Origin of the sequence: Legionella quateirensis, from assembly GCF_001467955.1 — a bacterium.
Lineage (GTDB): Bacteria > Pseudomonadota > Gammaproteobacteria > Legionellales > Legionellaceae > Legionella > Legionella quateirensis.
The window spans coordinates 229,649-246,435 of record NZ_LNYR01000048.1 but is presented as its reverse complement, the minus strand read 5'-3'; the positions used below and the strand labels follow the sequence as shown (position 1 = coordinate 246,435).

Below are 16,787 nucleotides of genomic sequence, written 5' to 3'. Positions count from 1 at the left end.
GTGACGCCAGTATAAATCGTCCCATTACGCTTATTCGCCATAATATAGATAGCAGGTTGTTTTGTTGGCATGTATTTTCCATTTTGTTGGACTATTGAATGACTCAGATACATAGCTCTAGGTCACTGGATTGCTTCGTCGCTGCGCTCCTCGCAAAGACGAGTTCCAATACCATATCGTATAGCAACATCATATCGGATAGAAAGTAGTGATGCGCCTAGCCAAAATTTTTGTTAACCTTGAATGTCGACAATTTAAAATGAACATATATGGTGTTGCATCACTATTTAAAAATTGGCAAAACTTCAAGAGCGAGAGTTGGTGTATTGCTTCTTGCCCTGTGTTGCATCTTTAACGTACCTTGCGTGGCGCAAGATATGAACTTGAAGAAGGATCGGAAACCCGGTGTGCAACATAAGGGATCGAAAAAAATTGCTGTAAACAAGGAAGTACAGAATCTTCTGGCTCCGTTAAAGAGTTTATCCATACAGGAAATTGATTCACCTTCCACTGGTGTTTTTCGCAAGAACCTGGCTGTAGTGAATGCTCTTCTTATTCATCCTCTTTATCTGAGCTCCAATTGGAATATTATTACTCGTACTTATTTTCCAGTGGCTTTTCAGCCTCCGCTGGTTTCTGGACAGGAACGGATTCAAGGAACAAGTAATGTGCTCTCAACAGTCTATTTTTCACCCAAACACCCGAGTAAATTCCGGTGGGGAGTTGGTCCGGTGGTTGTATTTCCTACTGCATCTAATCGACGTCTTGGGATCCGGGAGTGGGGGGCTGGCCCTTCTTTAGCGCTGGTTAAAATAGGGGCGCGAGTAGTCAATGTTTTGTTGCTTACACAATTGTGGACTAATAAAGACGAATTTAATCAAAGAACAAATCAATTTATTATTCAACCTATTGTTAATTATAATTTCTCCTCTGGACTCTATTTAACTTCTTCACCTATCATTACTGCTGATTGGCAGCATAAGGATCATCAATGGATAATTCCAGTAGGTGGTGGTTTTGGAAAGGTCTTCAGGGTAAATAAAGATACTCATGTTAATCTTTCCGCTCAGGCATTTTATCATGTAGAAAAACCAGAGCAGATCAGTCCCTGGACATTTCGTGTTCAGGCTCAATTTTTTATGGATACGCCAAAAGTGGTGTAACAATTGAATGCCAATCAAAAGACAGTGGCAAGAGATAACAGTGGTTATCACTCAGATACTGAGCCTGAAGTTCTGGTAGAGTGATTTCTGAAACTTATAAAATCGATAAAGTGAGGTACGAATGCAGTTCACAGAACATTTAGAAGAGAGGGCGACTGAAGATAAGCCAAGATTGACTGAGGATGAGTTACACGCAATGGCAAATCACTACATCAGCGAGTCAAATAGACTGATATTTCAAGAGTTGCCTCATGTAATTTCACAAATTATTGAACATGAAATCTGGAAAAAAAGAACAGATTCCTATAAAAATTTTGGTGAGTATGTTCTTGGTCAATCGCCAGATGGCCTTGGTATTACTAATAATGAACTGTTGTGGTTGTTAAGAGCCGCCATGAATAAAGGCAATCAACACGCTGCTCATTGGGGTGATGTACTTGGTGAGGTTGATACCAGCGTCAGAATGTTTGCAAAAGAAAAAAAAATTCCAATTAGAGATTTGCATCGTGATCTGACGGAGCAGGACAACATCAGCATGGAACTTGCTCATGAAAATACAATAACGTATTTACCATCTCGCTCCAAATCAACTGATGGACAGCTATTGAAGTTAAGAGTAAATAATCCAGAAGCCTATGAGAATGTAATTCAAGGGAAAATGAAGCTGAAAGAAGCCATGCCGCAACCCTTGCGAAAAAAATTACAACCTATTGAGTCAGTGAAAAATAAGTTTTCAAGTCTATGCAAATCAGATCGCGAGGCATTCTTAGCCTGGATTGAGCAGGAAAGAGAGAATCTGGTCTAATTTATTTTAGTCACACTCCTGTTCAAGGAGTTCGCATTTAATTGATTGAAACAGGGGAAAATGTTCCGCTTCCTGACGGTTGAGGCTCAGTTGATTTAAGCAAGATTAGGTGGCAATTCCTTTTTCGGTAGGTTGGCCTGGTTCGACATACACCGGAATTGTTTCTATTTTATATCTGCTATAATTTGACTATTATTTATTTACTATGCATTGCTTATGTCAAATAGTAAGCGCGAGCAATCCACACAACCACAGAATATTAGATCTGCAACTGATGAACAGTTTCTTAACGCATTGCTAAAAAATGACTTGTTGACTATCGAACGATTATCAGGTGAAGGAGTTCGCCCAGAAGATATGGAGCTGGTTGACATTAACGGGAGGAAACTTACCCCTCTTCAATATGCAGTTGAGATTCAACAGGCAGACCTGGTAACACTTTTGTTAAACTCTGGTTCAGATCCTAATCGAGTTCTTGAACAAAACGACAGTTCGCCTTTGAACGTGGCTTTAAAAAACAGAAACGTGCTGATAATTAATGCCCTTTTGCAGTTCAATGCTAATCCAGATCGTTCGTCGGGGTATTCTTCCTCAGGTTCACCTGAGTTTCCATTGGACCTTGCTATAGAAACTGGCGATATTCATTTGATCAGGATACTGCTCAATGCTGGAGCATCCCCGAATTGCGGAACATTCCCTTTACATACGGCCATAGTCACAGGCCAACTTGAGATGACAAAGGCATTATTGGAGTATGGAGCACTTCCTGACTCACGATGTTTGCAGATAATAAAGAATGTTAATGAGATTGGGCCTTATCCAAAAGAATCCTCAGATGAGAAAACGCAACTCGTGTCCCTGAATTTTCGAATGGCTTTTGCCCTGATGTGCGCTTCTATTGATAAAAGCAGGGCAGAGATCCTGACTATGTCACGAAGTCTGATTGAAAATAATTCGGATAACTGGCGGCTCAAATTCAGAGGTGTTATTCGTTATTTGGAACAATATAACACCACGGATTGTTCTCCATTGATAAAGGATTTATGCATCAATTTGCTGAGAGTTCTGACTTTGAAAGAAGTAAACGACACAAATTATCAAAAAATTCTGGATCAGTACATACTCCATAATCAACACGAATTGGAACACTCAGAGGAGAAACTGTTTGACACTGCAGAACGTATCATGAGTGATTATTTCAAGGAGGAACTTGATGAGGACGATCACTATATTTTTAGGGATTATGAGCTTCAGATAGTAATTGATGCAGTGAATTCATATATCAATAAAAAAGCAACAGAACCCGAGTATACCACCATTTTTAATGTGGAATATTCCCGTATGGAGAAACTGGATGCAGTTGTCGCCTTATTGGAGGTTTTGGATGGAAAACCCGTAGATAAAAAATTGATGCAAATATTTAAAAATGAGCCTCTGCTTGAATCGTTCAAACAGAAGAGCGAATCATCAGAATCTGTAGAACCACCGGGTACAAATCAGCTTTCTCAGGATCTTAATACAGTTTCGGTACGTACTGATAGCAGCGGTGTGGATTGTTATAGCGAGTTGGCTTTAATCATAAAGAGTAGATACTTTGTTGAGCCTACAATGCCATTTAAAGTTCAATATTATCCTAATTTATTTGCGATTTTATCTGCGCTCGATAAAAAGGAAGAGTTTAAAGAAATTCAACATATCGCAACGCTAGGAATAAATAAAAACAGAGAACTTAAGGAGCTGTATCCAGAAAATGCACTTGACTGCATCAATAACAGATTGGCTATGTTTGAGGCAATACGCAATGCAAATTCGATTGAAGAAGCATTGATCGTTATTAAAAAAGCATTTCCTGCTGGTTCTAGCACTCCAGTCACTCCCACTTAATAGAACTTCAAATGAAAAACAAGTATCAGTTCAAATTTTACAATTCAGGAGGTTTGAATTATTACTTATTGACTTTAATAAGTATTTCTTTAATTATAACAATTTTTTTACATGAAAAGGTAAGGAAATACGGGTGTCAAAGGGATTTAAGTATCGAGTGTTGGTGGGGGTATTATCTGGATTATATGCACAGGTTACCATGGCGGGAAGTCAGGGAAATACATTAAAAACTGCGTCAAGTCTTTCAGAAACACTGGTGATTTCCTTGAGTGCAGGGCCATCATGGGCAAAAGCCGGCTCAACTCAAACCTTGGTTTTGGAGCCTGAAATTGAAAATACTTATGCTGCCAATAAAAATACGAATTCTTTGACAACTGGCTCCCTGTTCATTGGTCTACAGCGTCCCTTTAATGCATGGGTTATTGGGCAGTTTGGTTTTGCATTGGGAGCCTCAGGCAATGCAAAATTAAATGGCGACATCTGGGAAAACGCAGACGCGAATTTTAATGATTACTTTTACAGCTATAAAGTAAACACGGGTTATATCGGAATAAAGGGCAAGTTGTTAGCTCAGCTTGATTCCTGGAGTGTTCAACCTTATATCAGTGGCAGTGCAGGGATTGCCGTTAATCGCTCCTATGCATACATCAGTACTCCCAAAATTCCTGAAAACGCCCTTACCCCTGGTTTCATAGAGCAAAGAAAATCAAGTTTGTCGTATATTTTGGGGGCAGGGATACAAAAACAATGGAGTGAGCATTGGTCTGCTGGAGTCGGCTATGAATTTGCAGATTGGGGGCAAAGTACACTTGGGCCAACGTCTGAGCAAACAATGAATGGAGGTTTATCCCTTTCCAATCTTTATACTCATTCTTTGATGATCAATCTTACTTACATGGCATAAGGATGGTGTAATGAACAAGAATAACTGGATCTGGATGTGGTGCTTGAGCCTCATTTCATTGTTTAATACACACACGGCTTTGGCTTCGTTGCCTAAATTTACCATTGTTCCATCGGTGCCCGGGAGTAACTTTGTTCGATTACCTATAAACGGCACAGCCAAAGTGACGTATGTTGTTACTAACAAATTATCCACTACTAAAACATTGACCGTACAACCCGTTGCAGGAATGACTCAGGATACTGGGGGCAGTAATAATCCATGCCAGAGTCCCTTTACCTTGGTGCCTGGATCTTCCTGTTCACTCAATTTGAAGATTAATGCCAGTCAATTACCTCCCGGGGTGCATGATCTGGGACCGACTGTTTGTATCGGTTCCAGTCATTCATCGTGCTCATTGCCTTCACCTAACGAAAAATTGCAGGTAGCCGTTGGATCGCTTAGTTTATCTTCTTCAACCTTGATACTGGCGAAACAAGGATTATTATCTACTGCATCAAAGGCTCGACAGTTAATTATTACGAACCACGCATCTTTTGCAATAGCCAACGTGACTTATTCCGTTTCCCCTCAGTTACCAGCAAACACCCGTATTTCACCTGCAACTTGCGGTACCATTCCAGCCGGAGGAAGTTGCGTATTGACTATTACTCCGGGTAATACTCCAAGTACACCAGCCAGTGCAGCACTGACAGAACCGACCCCTTCTGTATTGACTGTGCAAGGCGATAGCGGAGCTGCCATTACTGCACATATTATTGTTCTTACTTATAACAACTTTTATCAACAAGGTTTTGTTTTTGCTCTGGATGATACGACACCGATATCGCAAAGTGTGGGTATTAAAGTGGCTGCAAAACAGAATAATACAGCCAGCGTACATGGGGGGCTTGTATGGGATAATGGCTCTGGTGCAGTAACGGTCGGAGTTTTTGATGACAGCAGTTCACCTTGCTCCGGTTCCTATGATGGTGCTTGTAATACTGCAGCTATCGTAACTGTATTGAAAGGACCACCAGAACAATTGCCAATTAATTCATTTGCAGCTTCACTCTGCGCCAATTATCAGATTGACTCTTCTGGAAATAGCCCCTGTGCTGAAGGCAGTACCTGCTATTCGAACTGGTATTTACCCGCCATTTGTGAAATGGGACCAGCAATAAATGAGCCTTGGGCTAATTGCATCCCTGGAACACCTAACATGGTTGATAATTTGAGTCAGTTAATTAGCAGTCAATGCTCAGGGCTTCAATGTTTATCAGGGTATTACTGGAGTTCTACCGAGTTTTCTGTTAATCCGGCTGGAACAGCCTGGGCTCTTTATTTTGACCCTGGAAGCAGCAGTATTCATAATCTTGATCTTAAATTTCTTGATCTTTTTGTTCGCTGCGTAAGAGCTGCATGAGTAAATAACAAGGACTGTGTACATGAAATTGATAAAGACACTAATTGGGGGCATTTGTGCCGGATTAATAATGCAACAGGCCAGTGCATGCAGTTCGGCATTCGTTCCCGTTTATACCAATAATGTGATCACCAATGTGATTGGCTTTCGTACTCTGGATTTTGAAGACGATCTTCCTCTTCCTATTCGTTATGGTGAGGTAGGTGATGTGAATATCAGTAGTATCGATGTCGATTTAGATGCTTATAATAAAGCAGCTACATGGATAAATACTTATCAATTCATAGGTAAACCTGCTTCAGACACACAATTGATGGATGGACTGAATACTGCTGGAGTTTATGTAGCCGCACTATATTTACCTAATATTACTGTCTATCCACGACATCAGATCAACAATATGCCAACACTGAGTGTGTTTGATATTATCAATTATGTTTTAGGAACTTCAGGAAGTGTTGCTGAAGCATTAACTAATCTGAGTAATGTACAAATTAGTATGGGGACTATTCGCGTAGGAGCAGCGGCACGTAAAGTATTTCCATTACATTTTCATATCGAAGATAAAACCGGGGCATCAGCGGTTATCGAATTTCTTGGTGGTGTGATGAAGGTAACAACGACGGGTAATCTGCAGGTAATGGGAAATAGTCCTGAGATTACATGGCAACAGCAAAACTACGATTTAGTGTCATCAATTTTCGTAACGCATAATCAATATTACGAGGTCAATGGTGAGTTTATGAATGGTAGTGGTTATCTGGGTTTACCTGGTGACTCAATGCCTCCCTCACGATATGTACGCATAAGAGCTTTGTTGGCGGCTTCCCCGCAGGCTAATACGGATGTTCAGGCTACTTATGTAGCTAATGCTGCTTTATATTCTGGAGCTTTTGTTCCGGTTGGAATCAATACGTCACCAACCTACTGGAGCAGTTTATATAATTTAACAACTGGAAGTTATAAAATTACCAATTACCTTACTTTAGGTGCGAATAATAATTTTTATGTCACACCTACAAGTTCGCCAAATTACGAAAATACTTATAATGTAAACAGTATGGTTCATCTAGGCCAGGTTCACGCCATTATACAACAGGCTCCATTAGCATCGGTAATTACCTATGAACAAGCTGAAACATTAATGGCCTATGGTACTTCACCAACAGCAACCTATGTTGGACGATTTTTTGATGGGATGTAACTCGGTACTGTATTTAGTATAACGATTCACTTATTCGGCTGAGAAAAGGACTGTAGTGATAGTACAGTCCTGCATTTTGGTCAGGATTTTGTGTGATGAAACGCTACCCAATTGCTGAACGTATCAAGGAATTTCTGTAAATAGTTTTTAGTCCCTTCATTAGTAATAGTGTAGTGTTCATCGATCAAGTCATCTTTAAAGGTGATGTATACTTCAGGCTGACCCATGACGATCATATCGATTCCAACCAGAATGCTGCGCAAATGCGATTGAGCCACTGCCGTTCCTACATTTCCAGGGCTTGTTCCTATTATGGCAACGGCTTTATTGGCCCATGAATTTTTGCCATAAGGCCGTGAACCCCAATCAATAATATTTTTTAAAACACCGGGTATTGAGCGATTGTATTCAGGAGTAGCGATTATTATGCCATCAGCATTGGCAATTTCATTTTTCAGATTAGTGACTGATGCAGGTGGGTTTAATTCAATATCCTGGTTATACAAAGGGATTTGGTGCAAATCCAGAATTTTGAATTCGAGATTAGGGTGGTTTAATTTGTCTAAAGCGAGTATGAGCTTTTTATTAAGTGATTCTTTTCTTAAACTGCCTATGATTACCTTAATTCTTAACATAGTGAATTTCCCTATAAGTTCAAAGTAGATAGTATATGTTAAAACCGTAATTTCTCAATAACTCTTCAACGCCTCATCCTGAATTCAATGAAGGTTCCCCCTTAAATTGGCACTGTATTCTTTTTCATGCCACATTCAGGAGATCCCTCGTTTCACTCGGGATGACGGTTGTTTTATTGCGTCATCCTGAACGAAGTTATGGATCTCCGTAAACTGATACACATCCTGATTGTAACTGCCATCCTCTTTTGTCAAAATGGGTCGGCATTCTTTAAAAGGAATCGTATTACCTGGTTCAATATGATGAGGTTGAGTTATTTTACCGCAAAAATATTCACGTGAACCGGGTTTTTCTATAAGTCCATGACTGTGTGTTGATTGTTGAAAGAACATGAAAAAACAGGCGATAAACAAGATACTGAATCGGTTAAAAAACATAACAATAATCCAATTGATACAAAATCTGAACTATTTTAACATAAAAATACAAAAAATGATCAATAGTTGCTATTTTTGAACGATTCTGTGTTTTTGACCTAGGTTATGCAGAAAGTCTTTTTGTATAAGGGGATTGTTTATGATTGGAACTCGCTACAAATCATACCAAGTTATGAAATCTGAGCTAATCTTAATTTATATTGGTTACGATTAATATAATTAAAAAATTCAGAGGGATTTGAATGAGCAGATTGCGAATTGTACTGCTGGTCATGATAAGTCTATTGGCAGTTTCTTGTAATAACTCAACTTCCAAGCCTCCATCGGCACCTGTAGAAGTTGATGTGGCTTTGCCTTTAAGTAAAAAAATTGTTGAGTGGGATGAATATACTGGCCGTTTTCAGGCAATTGAAGAGGTCGATATTCGATCTCGAGTTACAGGCTATTTAAATTTAATCAATTTCAAGGACGGTCAAATCGTAAAAAAAGGGGATGTCTTATTTGAAATTGATCCCAGACCATTTCAATATGCATTGGAAGTCGCTATTTCAGAGGAGGATTTGGCCAAAAAGCAATATGAGCGGGCCTTAAAACTCAAGGCATCCAGTTTTATTTCTGCTGAGGCTATTGATCAGCGATATAAAGAGATGCAAGTAGCTACTACCCGGGTTAATGAAGCCAAATTAAATCTTGAATTTACTCATATTACTGCACCAATTGGTGGAAAAATTAGCCGTTACTATGTGAGTGTTGGTAATCTGGTGAGAATGGATGATACCATTTTAACCAAAATTGTATCCCTGGATCCCATTCATTTTTATTTTGAAGCCAGTCAAAATGATTTACTTAAATACATCAGGCTGGGTAAGTCCGGGATGCTACCTAGAGCAAATTCGCATTCCGAGACAATTGTTATTAAGTTACAGGATGAAACCCAGTTTGTTCACAAAGGCAAAATGGATTTTATTGATAACGTGGTTGATGAAGGTACTGGAACTATTCTTGGACGTGCCATTATTCCAAATCCCGATAATATTATATATCCCGGTTTTTTTGGCAGGGCCCGATTAATGGGCAGTGGAGAGTACGAGGCCATTCTTCTGCCTGATAAAGCAATCAATAGCGATCAAACAAAGAATTATGTCTACGTAGTTGATAAGCATAATAAAGTTCAGCGTGTATATGTTGAATTAGGTTCATTACGTGATAGTGGCTTTTATGTCATTAAATCCGGTCTTAAGGGAGATGAACATGTCGTTATCAGCGGCATCCAACGAATTCGAGTACCTGAACAGGAAGTGAAACCGAATTTGATTCAATTGTCTGAGTAAAAAAATAATATACAACGGGACTTTATTAATGAAAATGCCCCATTTTTTTATAGAAAGACCCATATTTGCTTCTGTGCTCTCAATTATCATCGTGATTGTCGGCACTTTGGCCTATTTTAATTTGCCTATAGAACAATACCCTCAAGTTGTTCCCCCAACGATTCAGGTTACAGCGTCTTATCCAGGGGCTAACGCAAAAATTGTTGCCGAAACTGTAGCTACTCCAATAGAGCAGGAAATTAATGGCGTGGAAAACATGCTGTATATGGATTCACAATCAAGTGATGACGGTCAAATGCGCTTGACGATTACCTTTAAAATGGGTACGGATTTGGATATGGCTCAGGTACTTGTTCAAAATAGGGTAGCGATAGCGGAACCACGATTACCAGAAGCGGTACGACGTATTGGTATAAAAACTGTAAAAAACTCTCCTGATTTATTGTTGGTTATCAATATGTACTCCTTGAATAAAAAGTACGATCAAACGTATTTGGGTAATTATGCTGTACTGCAAATCAGGGATAAAATTAAACGCATCGACGGAGTGGGGGATATCCGTTTAGTGGGTGCCAGTGAATATGCGATGCGGATTTGGCTTAATCCGGATTTGATGAACTCTTATGATATTACTGCCAATGATGTCGTTAAGGCCTTAACGTCGCAGAACGTTCAGATTGCCAGCGGTACCCTTAATAGAGAGCCGCAAAAATCTCAATTGGGTATTGAATACAATATAGAAACACAAGGACGTTTGATAAAACCAGAACAATTCGCTCAAATTATCATTAAGTCCGGAATAAATGGTCGACTTGTCCGCTTAAAAGATATTGGCAGGGTAGAGTTAGGGACTCAGGAGTATGCCACAAAAGGATATTTAGGGAAAAATCCGGCAATTGCATTGCCGGTATTCCAGCGTCCAGGAACCAATGCGATTGAGGCCGCAAATGAGATATTAACTACCATGAACGAGTTGTCAAAATCTTTTCCGGAAGGAATAGTCTATGACATTGTTTATAATCCGACAAATTTTGTTGCTGAATCCATCACTGCTGTAAAACACACCATTTATGAGGCTATCTTATTTGTAGTTTTTGTTATTTTGCTGTTTTTACAATCCTGGCGTGCCGCGATTATTCCAATAATTGCGATTCCAATATCTCTGATTGGAACCTTTGCGGTTATGGATGCCATAGGTTTTTCGTTAAATTATTTAACTTTGTTTGGTTTGGTTCTGGCTATTGGAATTGTTGTAGATGATGCCATAGTCGTTATTGAAAACATGGAGCGCAACATCAGTTCGGGAATGAGCCCACGCGACGCGGCACATAAAACCATGTCAGAAGTTGGTTCGGCGCTAGTAGCAATTGGTCTGGTTCTGGTTTCTGTATTTTTACCCACTTTATTTTTACAAGGGCTTTCCGGAAGATTTTATCAACAATTTGGATCAACGATTTCTGTAGCAACGATTATTTCCGTTTTTGTCTCTTTAACCTTAAGCCCCACTTTGGCCGCTTTGTTGCTTAAGCCGCATCAGCATAATAAAGAGAAACCAGAACCGGTTTTTTGGAAACATCCTCTACGTTTATGTCTTGATGGATTTAATCGTCTCATTGATTCTATTTCCCGATTCTATGGACGATTTATTGCTAAATTAATTCATCATACCAGCCAAATGTTATTTATCTATATTCTGTTCATTTCAGTAACGGTGTTGTTATTTGGCTCTGTACCAAGAGGATTTATTCCCAAGCAGGATCAGGGTTACTTTATCGTTTCCATCCAATTACCACCTGGAGCTTCCATCAGTCGTACTGATGCGGTAGTTAAAGACGCGATAAATAAAATACTCGCGATTCCAGGTATTAAAAATGCCGTTGCTTTTACCGGATTTTCAGGGGCTACTTTTATAAATTCATCCAATTCCGCCGCGATTTTTTCTGTATTAAAGCCATTTGACGAACGAAGAAAACTGGGATTGAGTTCCAATCAGATATTAGCTCAACTAAGGAAAGAACTGGGTTCGATTAAAGACGCTTTTATCGTTGTAATACCGCCTCCTCCAGTTCGTGGTATTGGTAATGCAGGTGGATTTAAAATGATGATCCAGGATAGAGGGGGGCGTGGAACACAAGTACTGTATGATGCAGTAATGACCTTGGCTGAGAAAGCGAATCAGGCAAAAGCAACCACTTCTGTATTTACATTGTTTGAAAACAGTACGCCCAAAGTCTATCTGGATTTTGATAAAGAGAAAGCCGAACAGCTTGGTGTGCCTATTGCTCGAGTGATTGAAGCACTTGAAGTGTATCTCGGATCAGTATTTGTCAATGAATTCAATTATCTGGGACGCACTTATCGAGTGATTGTTCAGGCTGAAGATGAATATCGTAAAAGAGTAGAGGATATCTATCAGATAAAAGTTCGTAATAATAAGAATGATATGGTGCCAATTGGCTCCTTAGCATTAATAAAAAATATAGTGGGTCCATCACGAATACCTCGATATAATCTGTATCCAGCGATTGATTTATTAGGAGACATAACACCAGGTTACAGTACGGGTGACGCTCTGGATACGATGGAACAATTGGCCAATCAGTATCTACCCGAAGGTATTAGTTATGAGTGGACTGAAATTGCATACCAACAAAAGACAGCGGGCAATACCGCCCTTATTGCCTTTCTGTTAGGAGTAGTTTTTGTGTATCTGGTTTTGGCGGCTCAATATGAAAGCCTGACCTTGCCTTTGGCGGTGATCCTGATTGTTCCCATGTGTTTGTTTTCTTCGATGATAGGGATAAAAATTCTGGGCATGGAAAATAATATTATGACCCAGTTGGGTTTTATTATATTAATTGGTTTAGCTTCCAAAAATGCGATTTTGATTGTTGAGTTTGCCCGTACACTTGAAAATAAAGGAGTCAATCGTTGGAAGGCGGCCATTCAAGCGGCTAAACTCAGATTACGGCCTATTTTAATGACTTCTGTTGCATTTATTCTTGGCGTATTCCCTTTGGTCATAGCACAGGGAGCAGGGGCTGAAATGCGTCAGGCTCTTGGCGTGGCGGTATTTAGCGGCATGATCGGTGTTACCCTTTTTGGCTTGATTTTTACCCCCATTTTTTATGTACTTACCAGTAAACTGGCGAGTTTGTTTTCAAACAATAAAAAACAAGAAAAACCTGATTCATTATAATATGCAGGGTTTTTCGACTCAGAGTAAATGATGGGACTAACCGTGTAATTAAGTCAACGATTTTGCGAATCTGATGCAGATTTTTGAACTTGAATGAATAAACAAAGGAAGCTACATCATGGAAACTATAGTGTCTGAATCTGGAAAAGGAAAGTATGCTCAAGAAATCAGGATCGGTGCTCATACATTAAAAGCGGATGAACCCCTTGCAAATGGAGGCAATGATTTGGGGCCATCCCCATATGATTTTTTACTTGCTGGATTGGGGGCCTGCACTTCCATGACTTTGAGAATGTACGCTGATTTAAAACAGATTCCATTAAAAAAAGTTATTGTGACTTTACAGCATGAGAAAATATATGCCGAAGACTGTGCGGAGTGTGAGAATAAAAATACAAAAATTGATCATATAACGCGCCAGATCCAGTTAGAAGGGGATTTAACTGAAGATCAACGGCAAAAATTATTGGAGTTAGCTAATAGGTGTCCCGTTCATCGCACGTTAACTTCTAAAATATTAATTACTACGGAACTTGTTACAGAACGGTAGTAAGAACAAGGTGTACTTCATTATTTAAAAGAGGATCAGAATTGTTATTTGACTATTCAATAAGAGTTCATTGTTATGCAGTCTTTTGGCGGATGAAGTATAAAAAATGATGATTGTTTAGGAATAAGTTTTAGAACGTTGTGGCCAGAATTGTCAACAAATGTTAATTACCTATGCAGAAAACCAAGCCACGGCTATAAAAGGATGTGGAACATATCTATTTTAATAATAAGTAACTAATTTAATATAAAGTAACTAATCGCTTCTAATTATATCAAACATCAAAGATCCCCCTCTCCACCGCGCGTAGCGTGGGGGAGAGGGATTAAGGGTGAGGGGGGGGGTAAATGTGTCGCGTAAGCGACTCCTTTGCCCTGGATTAAGGATAAAAAGCAGCATATTTGCAGCTTTTTTGACTCAAGTAAGGCTTGGTATGATAAGCTTGGCGCTTATTTTAAAAGTGAGTCAAATATGATTAAAGTTGGGCAGTTTAATAAATTAAAGGTTATTAAAGAAGTATCGTTTGGTCTTTATCTTGATGGTGAAGATTGGGGGGATATTTTATTGCCGAACAAGTTTGTACCTGAAGGCACCAAGGTCAATGATTTATTGGATGTGTTTATATATTTTGATTCCGATGACAAGATTATTGCTACTACTCAGCGGCCGCGCGCCAGATTAGGTAACTGCGCCTTCTTAAAGGTAATTGATGTCAATCGTGTAGGTGCTTTTCTTGATTGGGGGTTGGATAAGGATTTATTGGTACCCGTACCAGAACAGCAAAAGCCTATGGAGCAAGGTAAATCCTATATTGTTTCTCTTAAACTGGATAATAAAGGCCGCATCATTGCCAGCTCCAAACTGGATCATTGTCTGGATAAAACGCCTGTAAATTTTAAACGTGGTGATGAAGTGAGTCTGCTCATTGCTGAGACTACTGATCTGGGAAATAAAGTCATTATCAATGACAGTCATTGGGGACTGATCCATTCTGGAGATATATTCCAGACATTAAATTACGGCAGAAGGATACCTGGTTATATCAAAATGGTGCGAGAAGATGGAAAAGTTGATGTTGTTTTAAGAAAATTGGGTCATGACAACATTCGTGAACTGGCGGCGAGAATCCAGGCTCAATTGCAACAAAATGGTGGATTTTTACCTTTGCATGATAAAAGTTCCTCTCAAGATATAATGCGTGCATTCGGTGACAGCAAAAAAAGTTTTAAAAGTGCGATTGGTCAACTGTATAAAGAGGGTGTAATCCAAATCGAGGATAATGGAATTCGATTGCGGAATAAGACCAGGAACATTAAATAATCATGTTTCTATCGTTTTTAGTTAAGGTGTGTTGACAATTCCGATTTCGACGTCCCGCGACTTGTTCGCGGGATCCATTTCGAACTTGATGAACACATAATGATCGTTAATGATACTGCATTCCTGGATCCCGCGAACAAGTCGCGGGATGTTGGGAATAAATTGATGAATTGTCAACACACCCTTCCAGGAGCTTCCGCATTGCCATCGGGATGACGTACCTTGAAGTTATTGAGACGTTACTCCGCAACTTCCCAACTATTTGATTCTTTAAGATAAAAGTGTACTATTCATTTTTTTTTAAAACAGGGAAGGTTATGAAGACACACAACTTATTAAAGGGTATATTTTTTGTATTGTGTTCTATTATTTTCAGTTGGAATAGTTATGCTGCTTCGTCAAATGAAACACTGGTACATTATGTGTATATGGGAGAATTTTCCAAGGATACCGCACGAATCGCATTAAATAAAATGCCTCCCTTAGATACTTTGGAAGTCCACCATAATCTGCAACTGTATAAAATTAATTATAAAACACCTGATCCTGATGGAAATCTGACTATTGCCTCCGGCTTGGTTGCCATGCCAGTATCGCCATCAAAAAAGGTTGCGATTGTCAGTTATCAACACGGTACACGTTTTGAACGAAATGATGTTCCTTCTCGTAATAATGAAAAAAATTATATGTATCTGGCTGCATTTGGAAACAGCGCAGGATATATGATTGCCATGCCCGATTACCTTGGTCTTGGCGATAATGAATTACCCATTCATCCTTATGTTCAGGGTGAAACCCTTGCCAGCAGCAGTGTGAATATGTTGATTGCTGCAAAGGAGCTGGCTCAGGTCTTAAATTATCCGGTAAGTGATAAATTGTATCTTGCCGGCTATTCTGAAGGAGGTTTTTCAACCAATGTCATGTTTGAATTATTAGTAAACCAATATCCAAGTCTCCCTGTGACTGCGGTAGCATCAGGCTCGGCTCCATATGATTGGGATGAAACCATGCGTTTTATCATGCTCGATCCTGGACCTCGCGCAACAGCCTATCTGGCTTATTTCTTTTATACGTTACAAACATACAGCCATTATTGGACGGATTTTAATGAAATTTTTGCGCCACCTTATAATACCTTAATACCTGTCTTATTTGATGGTAATCATACGGTACCGGAAATTCTTCAGGCTCTACCTTTGAATCCACAGCTCATACTGCAACCCACTTTCTTTAGTGGAATTATTAATCAAACGGATGAACATATTGATGTTCTGAAGGCCAATTTCAATCACTACGATTTTGTTCCTAATGCTCCATTTTTGATGATAGGAACAAAAGGAGACCACGATGTACCATATCATGGCGCTGAAATCGCTTATGAGATTTTTAGTCAACACAGTGATCAGGTATATATTAAATCGATTAGTGACACTCTTGACCATGTGCAGGCACATCCTTATGTTCTGAAGGAACAAGTGGAGTTTTTTAAACGATTTGATGATTGATTTAAACAGCGATAACTGGAGTTACATTTAGTTTCGTCATAGGGCGTTTCGTCATCCTGAACGCAGTGAAGGATCTCCAATTCGAGGCACAGTGCCACATTCAGGTGGTCCCTCATTACATTCGGGATGACGTGATGTTTTCTACTCCAAGAATATCGTCATCCTGAACGCAGTAAAGGATCTCCAAGTCGAGGCACAGTGCCACATTCAGGAGATCCCTCATTACATTCGGGATGACGTGGCGTTTTATATTTCAAGAATATCGTCATCCTGAACGCAGTGACGGATCTCCAAGTCGAGGCACAGTGCCACATTCAGGAGATCCCTCATTGCATTCGGGATGACGTGGCGTTTTCTATTCCAAGAATATCGTCATCCTGAACGCAGTGAAGGATCTCCGAATGCAGGCACAGTGCCACATTCAGGAGATCCCTCATTACATTG

The 16,787-nt window shown here is 39.6% G+C and carries 13 protein-coding genes and 1 pseudogene; 11 read left to right on the top strand and 3 right to left on the bottom strand.

All coding sequences use genetic code 11. From position 1 onward, the window contains the following. Positions 1–71, bottom strand: a pseudogene (locus tag Lqua_RS19070) (GIY-YIG nuclease family protein); the annotation flags it as partial. A gap of 198 nt (positions 72–269) precedes the next feature. On the opposite strand from Lqua_RS19070, the gene Lqua_RS16690 reads away from it, so the two are divergent. From Lqua_RS16690 to Lqua_RS16665, 6 genes are all read left to right on the top strand, one after another. Then, positions 270–1,163, top strand: a complete 894-nt coding sequence (locus tag Lqua_RS16690) for a hypothetical protein (protein ID WP_058475415.1) — start codon at positions 270–272, stop codon at positions 1,161–1,163. A 121-nt stretch (positions 1,164–1,284) separates the two neighbouring features. Continuing rightward, positions 1,285–1,968: a hypothetical protein gene (locus Lqua_RS16685; protein WP_058475414.1), complete on the top strand. Its 684-nt coding sequence runs from the start codon at positions 1,285–1,287 to the stop codon at positions 1,966–1,968. 216 nt (positions 1,969–2,184) lie between these two features. Then, on the top strand, positions 2,185–3,852 hold the full coding sequence (locus Lqua_RS16680; RefSeq protein WP_058475413.1) for an ankyrin repeat domain-containing protein: 1,668 nt from the start codon (positions 2,185–2,187) through the stop codon (positions 3,850–3,852). Between the two features lie 133 nt (positions 3,853–3,985). Then, a complete protein-coding gene (locus Lqua_RS16675) occupies positions 3,986–4,756 on the top strand; it encodes an outer membrane protein (RefSeq protein WP_058475412.1) in 771 nt (256 codons plus the stop codon). 10 nt (positions 4,757–4,766) lie between these two features. Beyond that, complete coding sequence (locus tag Lqua_RS16670) at positions 4,767–6,161, top strand: Lcl C-terminal domain-containing protein (protein WP_058475411.1); 1,395 nt, start codon at positions 4,767–4,769, stop codon at positions 6,159–6,161. 22 nt (positions 6,162–6,183) lie between these two features. Beyond that, a complete protein-coding gene (locus tag Lqua_RS16665; protein ID WP_058475410.1) occupies positions 6,184–7,365 on the top strand; it encodes a linear amide C-N hydrolase in 1,182 nt (393 codons plus the stop codon). An 80-nt stretch (positions 7,366–7,445) separates the two neighbouring features. Here Lqua_RS16665 and Lqua_RS16660 read toward each other — a convergent pair whose 3' ends face one another. Together Lqua_RS16660 and Lqua_RS16655 are read right to left on the bottom strand one after the other, a co-directional pair. Next, positions 7,446–8,000 (bottom strand): NADPH-dependent FMN reductase, encoded by a 555-nt coding sequence (locus Lqua_RS16660; protein ID WP_058475409.1) that lies wholly within the window; start codon positions 7,998–8,000, stop codon positions 7,446–7,448. A 135-nt stretch (positions 8,001–8,135) separates the two neighbouring features. After that, positions 8,136–8,438, bottom strand: coding sequence for a hypothetical protein (locus tag Lqua_RS16655; RefSeq protein WP_058475408.1), 303 nt, complete (start codon positions 8,436–8,438; stop codon positions 8,136–8,138). Between the two features lie 242 nt (positions 8,439–8,680). Here Lqua_RS16655 and Lqua_RS16650 point away from each other — a divergent pair, with 242 nt between their 5' ends. The 5 genes from Lqua_RS16650 (at position 8,681) to Lqua_RS16630 (ending at position 16,343) form a co-directional block, all read left to right on the top strand. Beyond that, complete coding sequence (locus Lqua_RS16650) at positions 8,681–9,769, top strand: efflux RND transporter periplasmic adaptor subunit (protein ID WP_058475407.1); 1,089 nt, start codon at positions 8,681–8,683, stop codon at positions 9,767–9,769. 28 nt (positions 9,770–9,797) lie between these two features. Then, positions 9,798–12,968, top strand: coding sequence for an efflux RND transporter permease subunit (locus Lqua_RS16645; RefSeq protein WP_058475406.1), 3,171 nt, complete (start codon positions 9,798–9,800; stop codon positions 12,966–12,968). Positions 12,969–13,086: 118 nt separating this feature from the next. Then, entirely contained in the window at positions 13,087–13,518 is a 432-nt protein-coding gene (locus Lqua_RS16640; protein ID WP_058475405.1) for an OsmC family protein, read from the top strand. Between the two features lie 471 nt (positions 13,519–13,989). Beyond that, positions 13,990–14,838: a CvfB family protein gene (locus Lqua_RS16635; protein WP_058475440.1), complete on the top strand. Its 849-nt coding sequence runs from the start codon at positions 13,990–13,992 to the stop codon at positions 14,836–14,838. Positions 14,839–15,155: 317 nt separating this feature from the next. Further along, positions 15,156–16,343: an alpha/beta hydrolase family protein gene (locus Lqua_RS16630; protein WP_058475404.1), complete on the top strand. Its 1,188-nt coding sequence runs from the start codon at positions 15,156–15,158 to the stop codon at positions 16,341–16,343. Positions 16,344–16,787 lie beyond the last annotated feature (444 nt).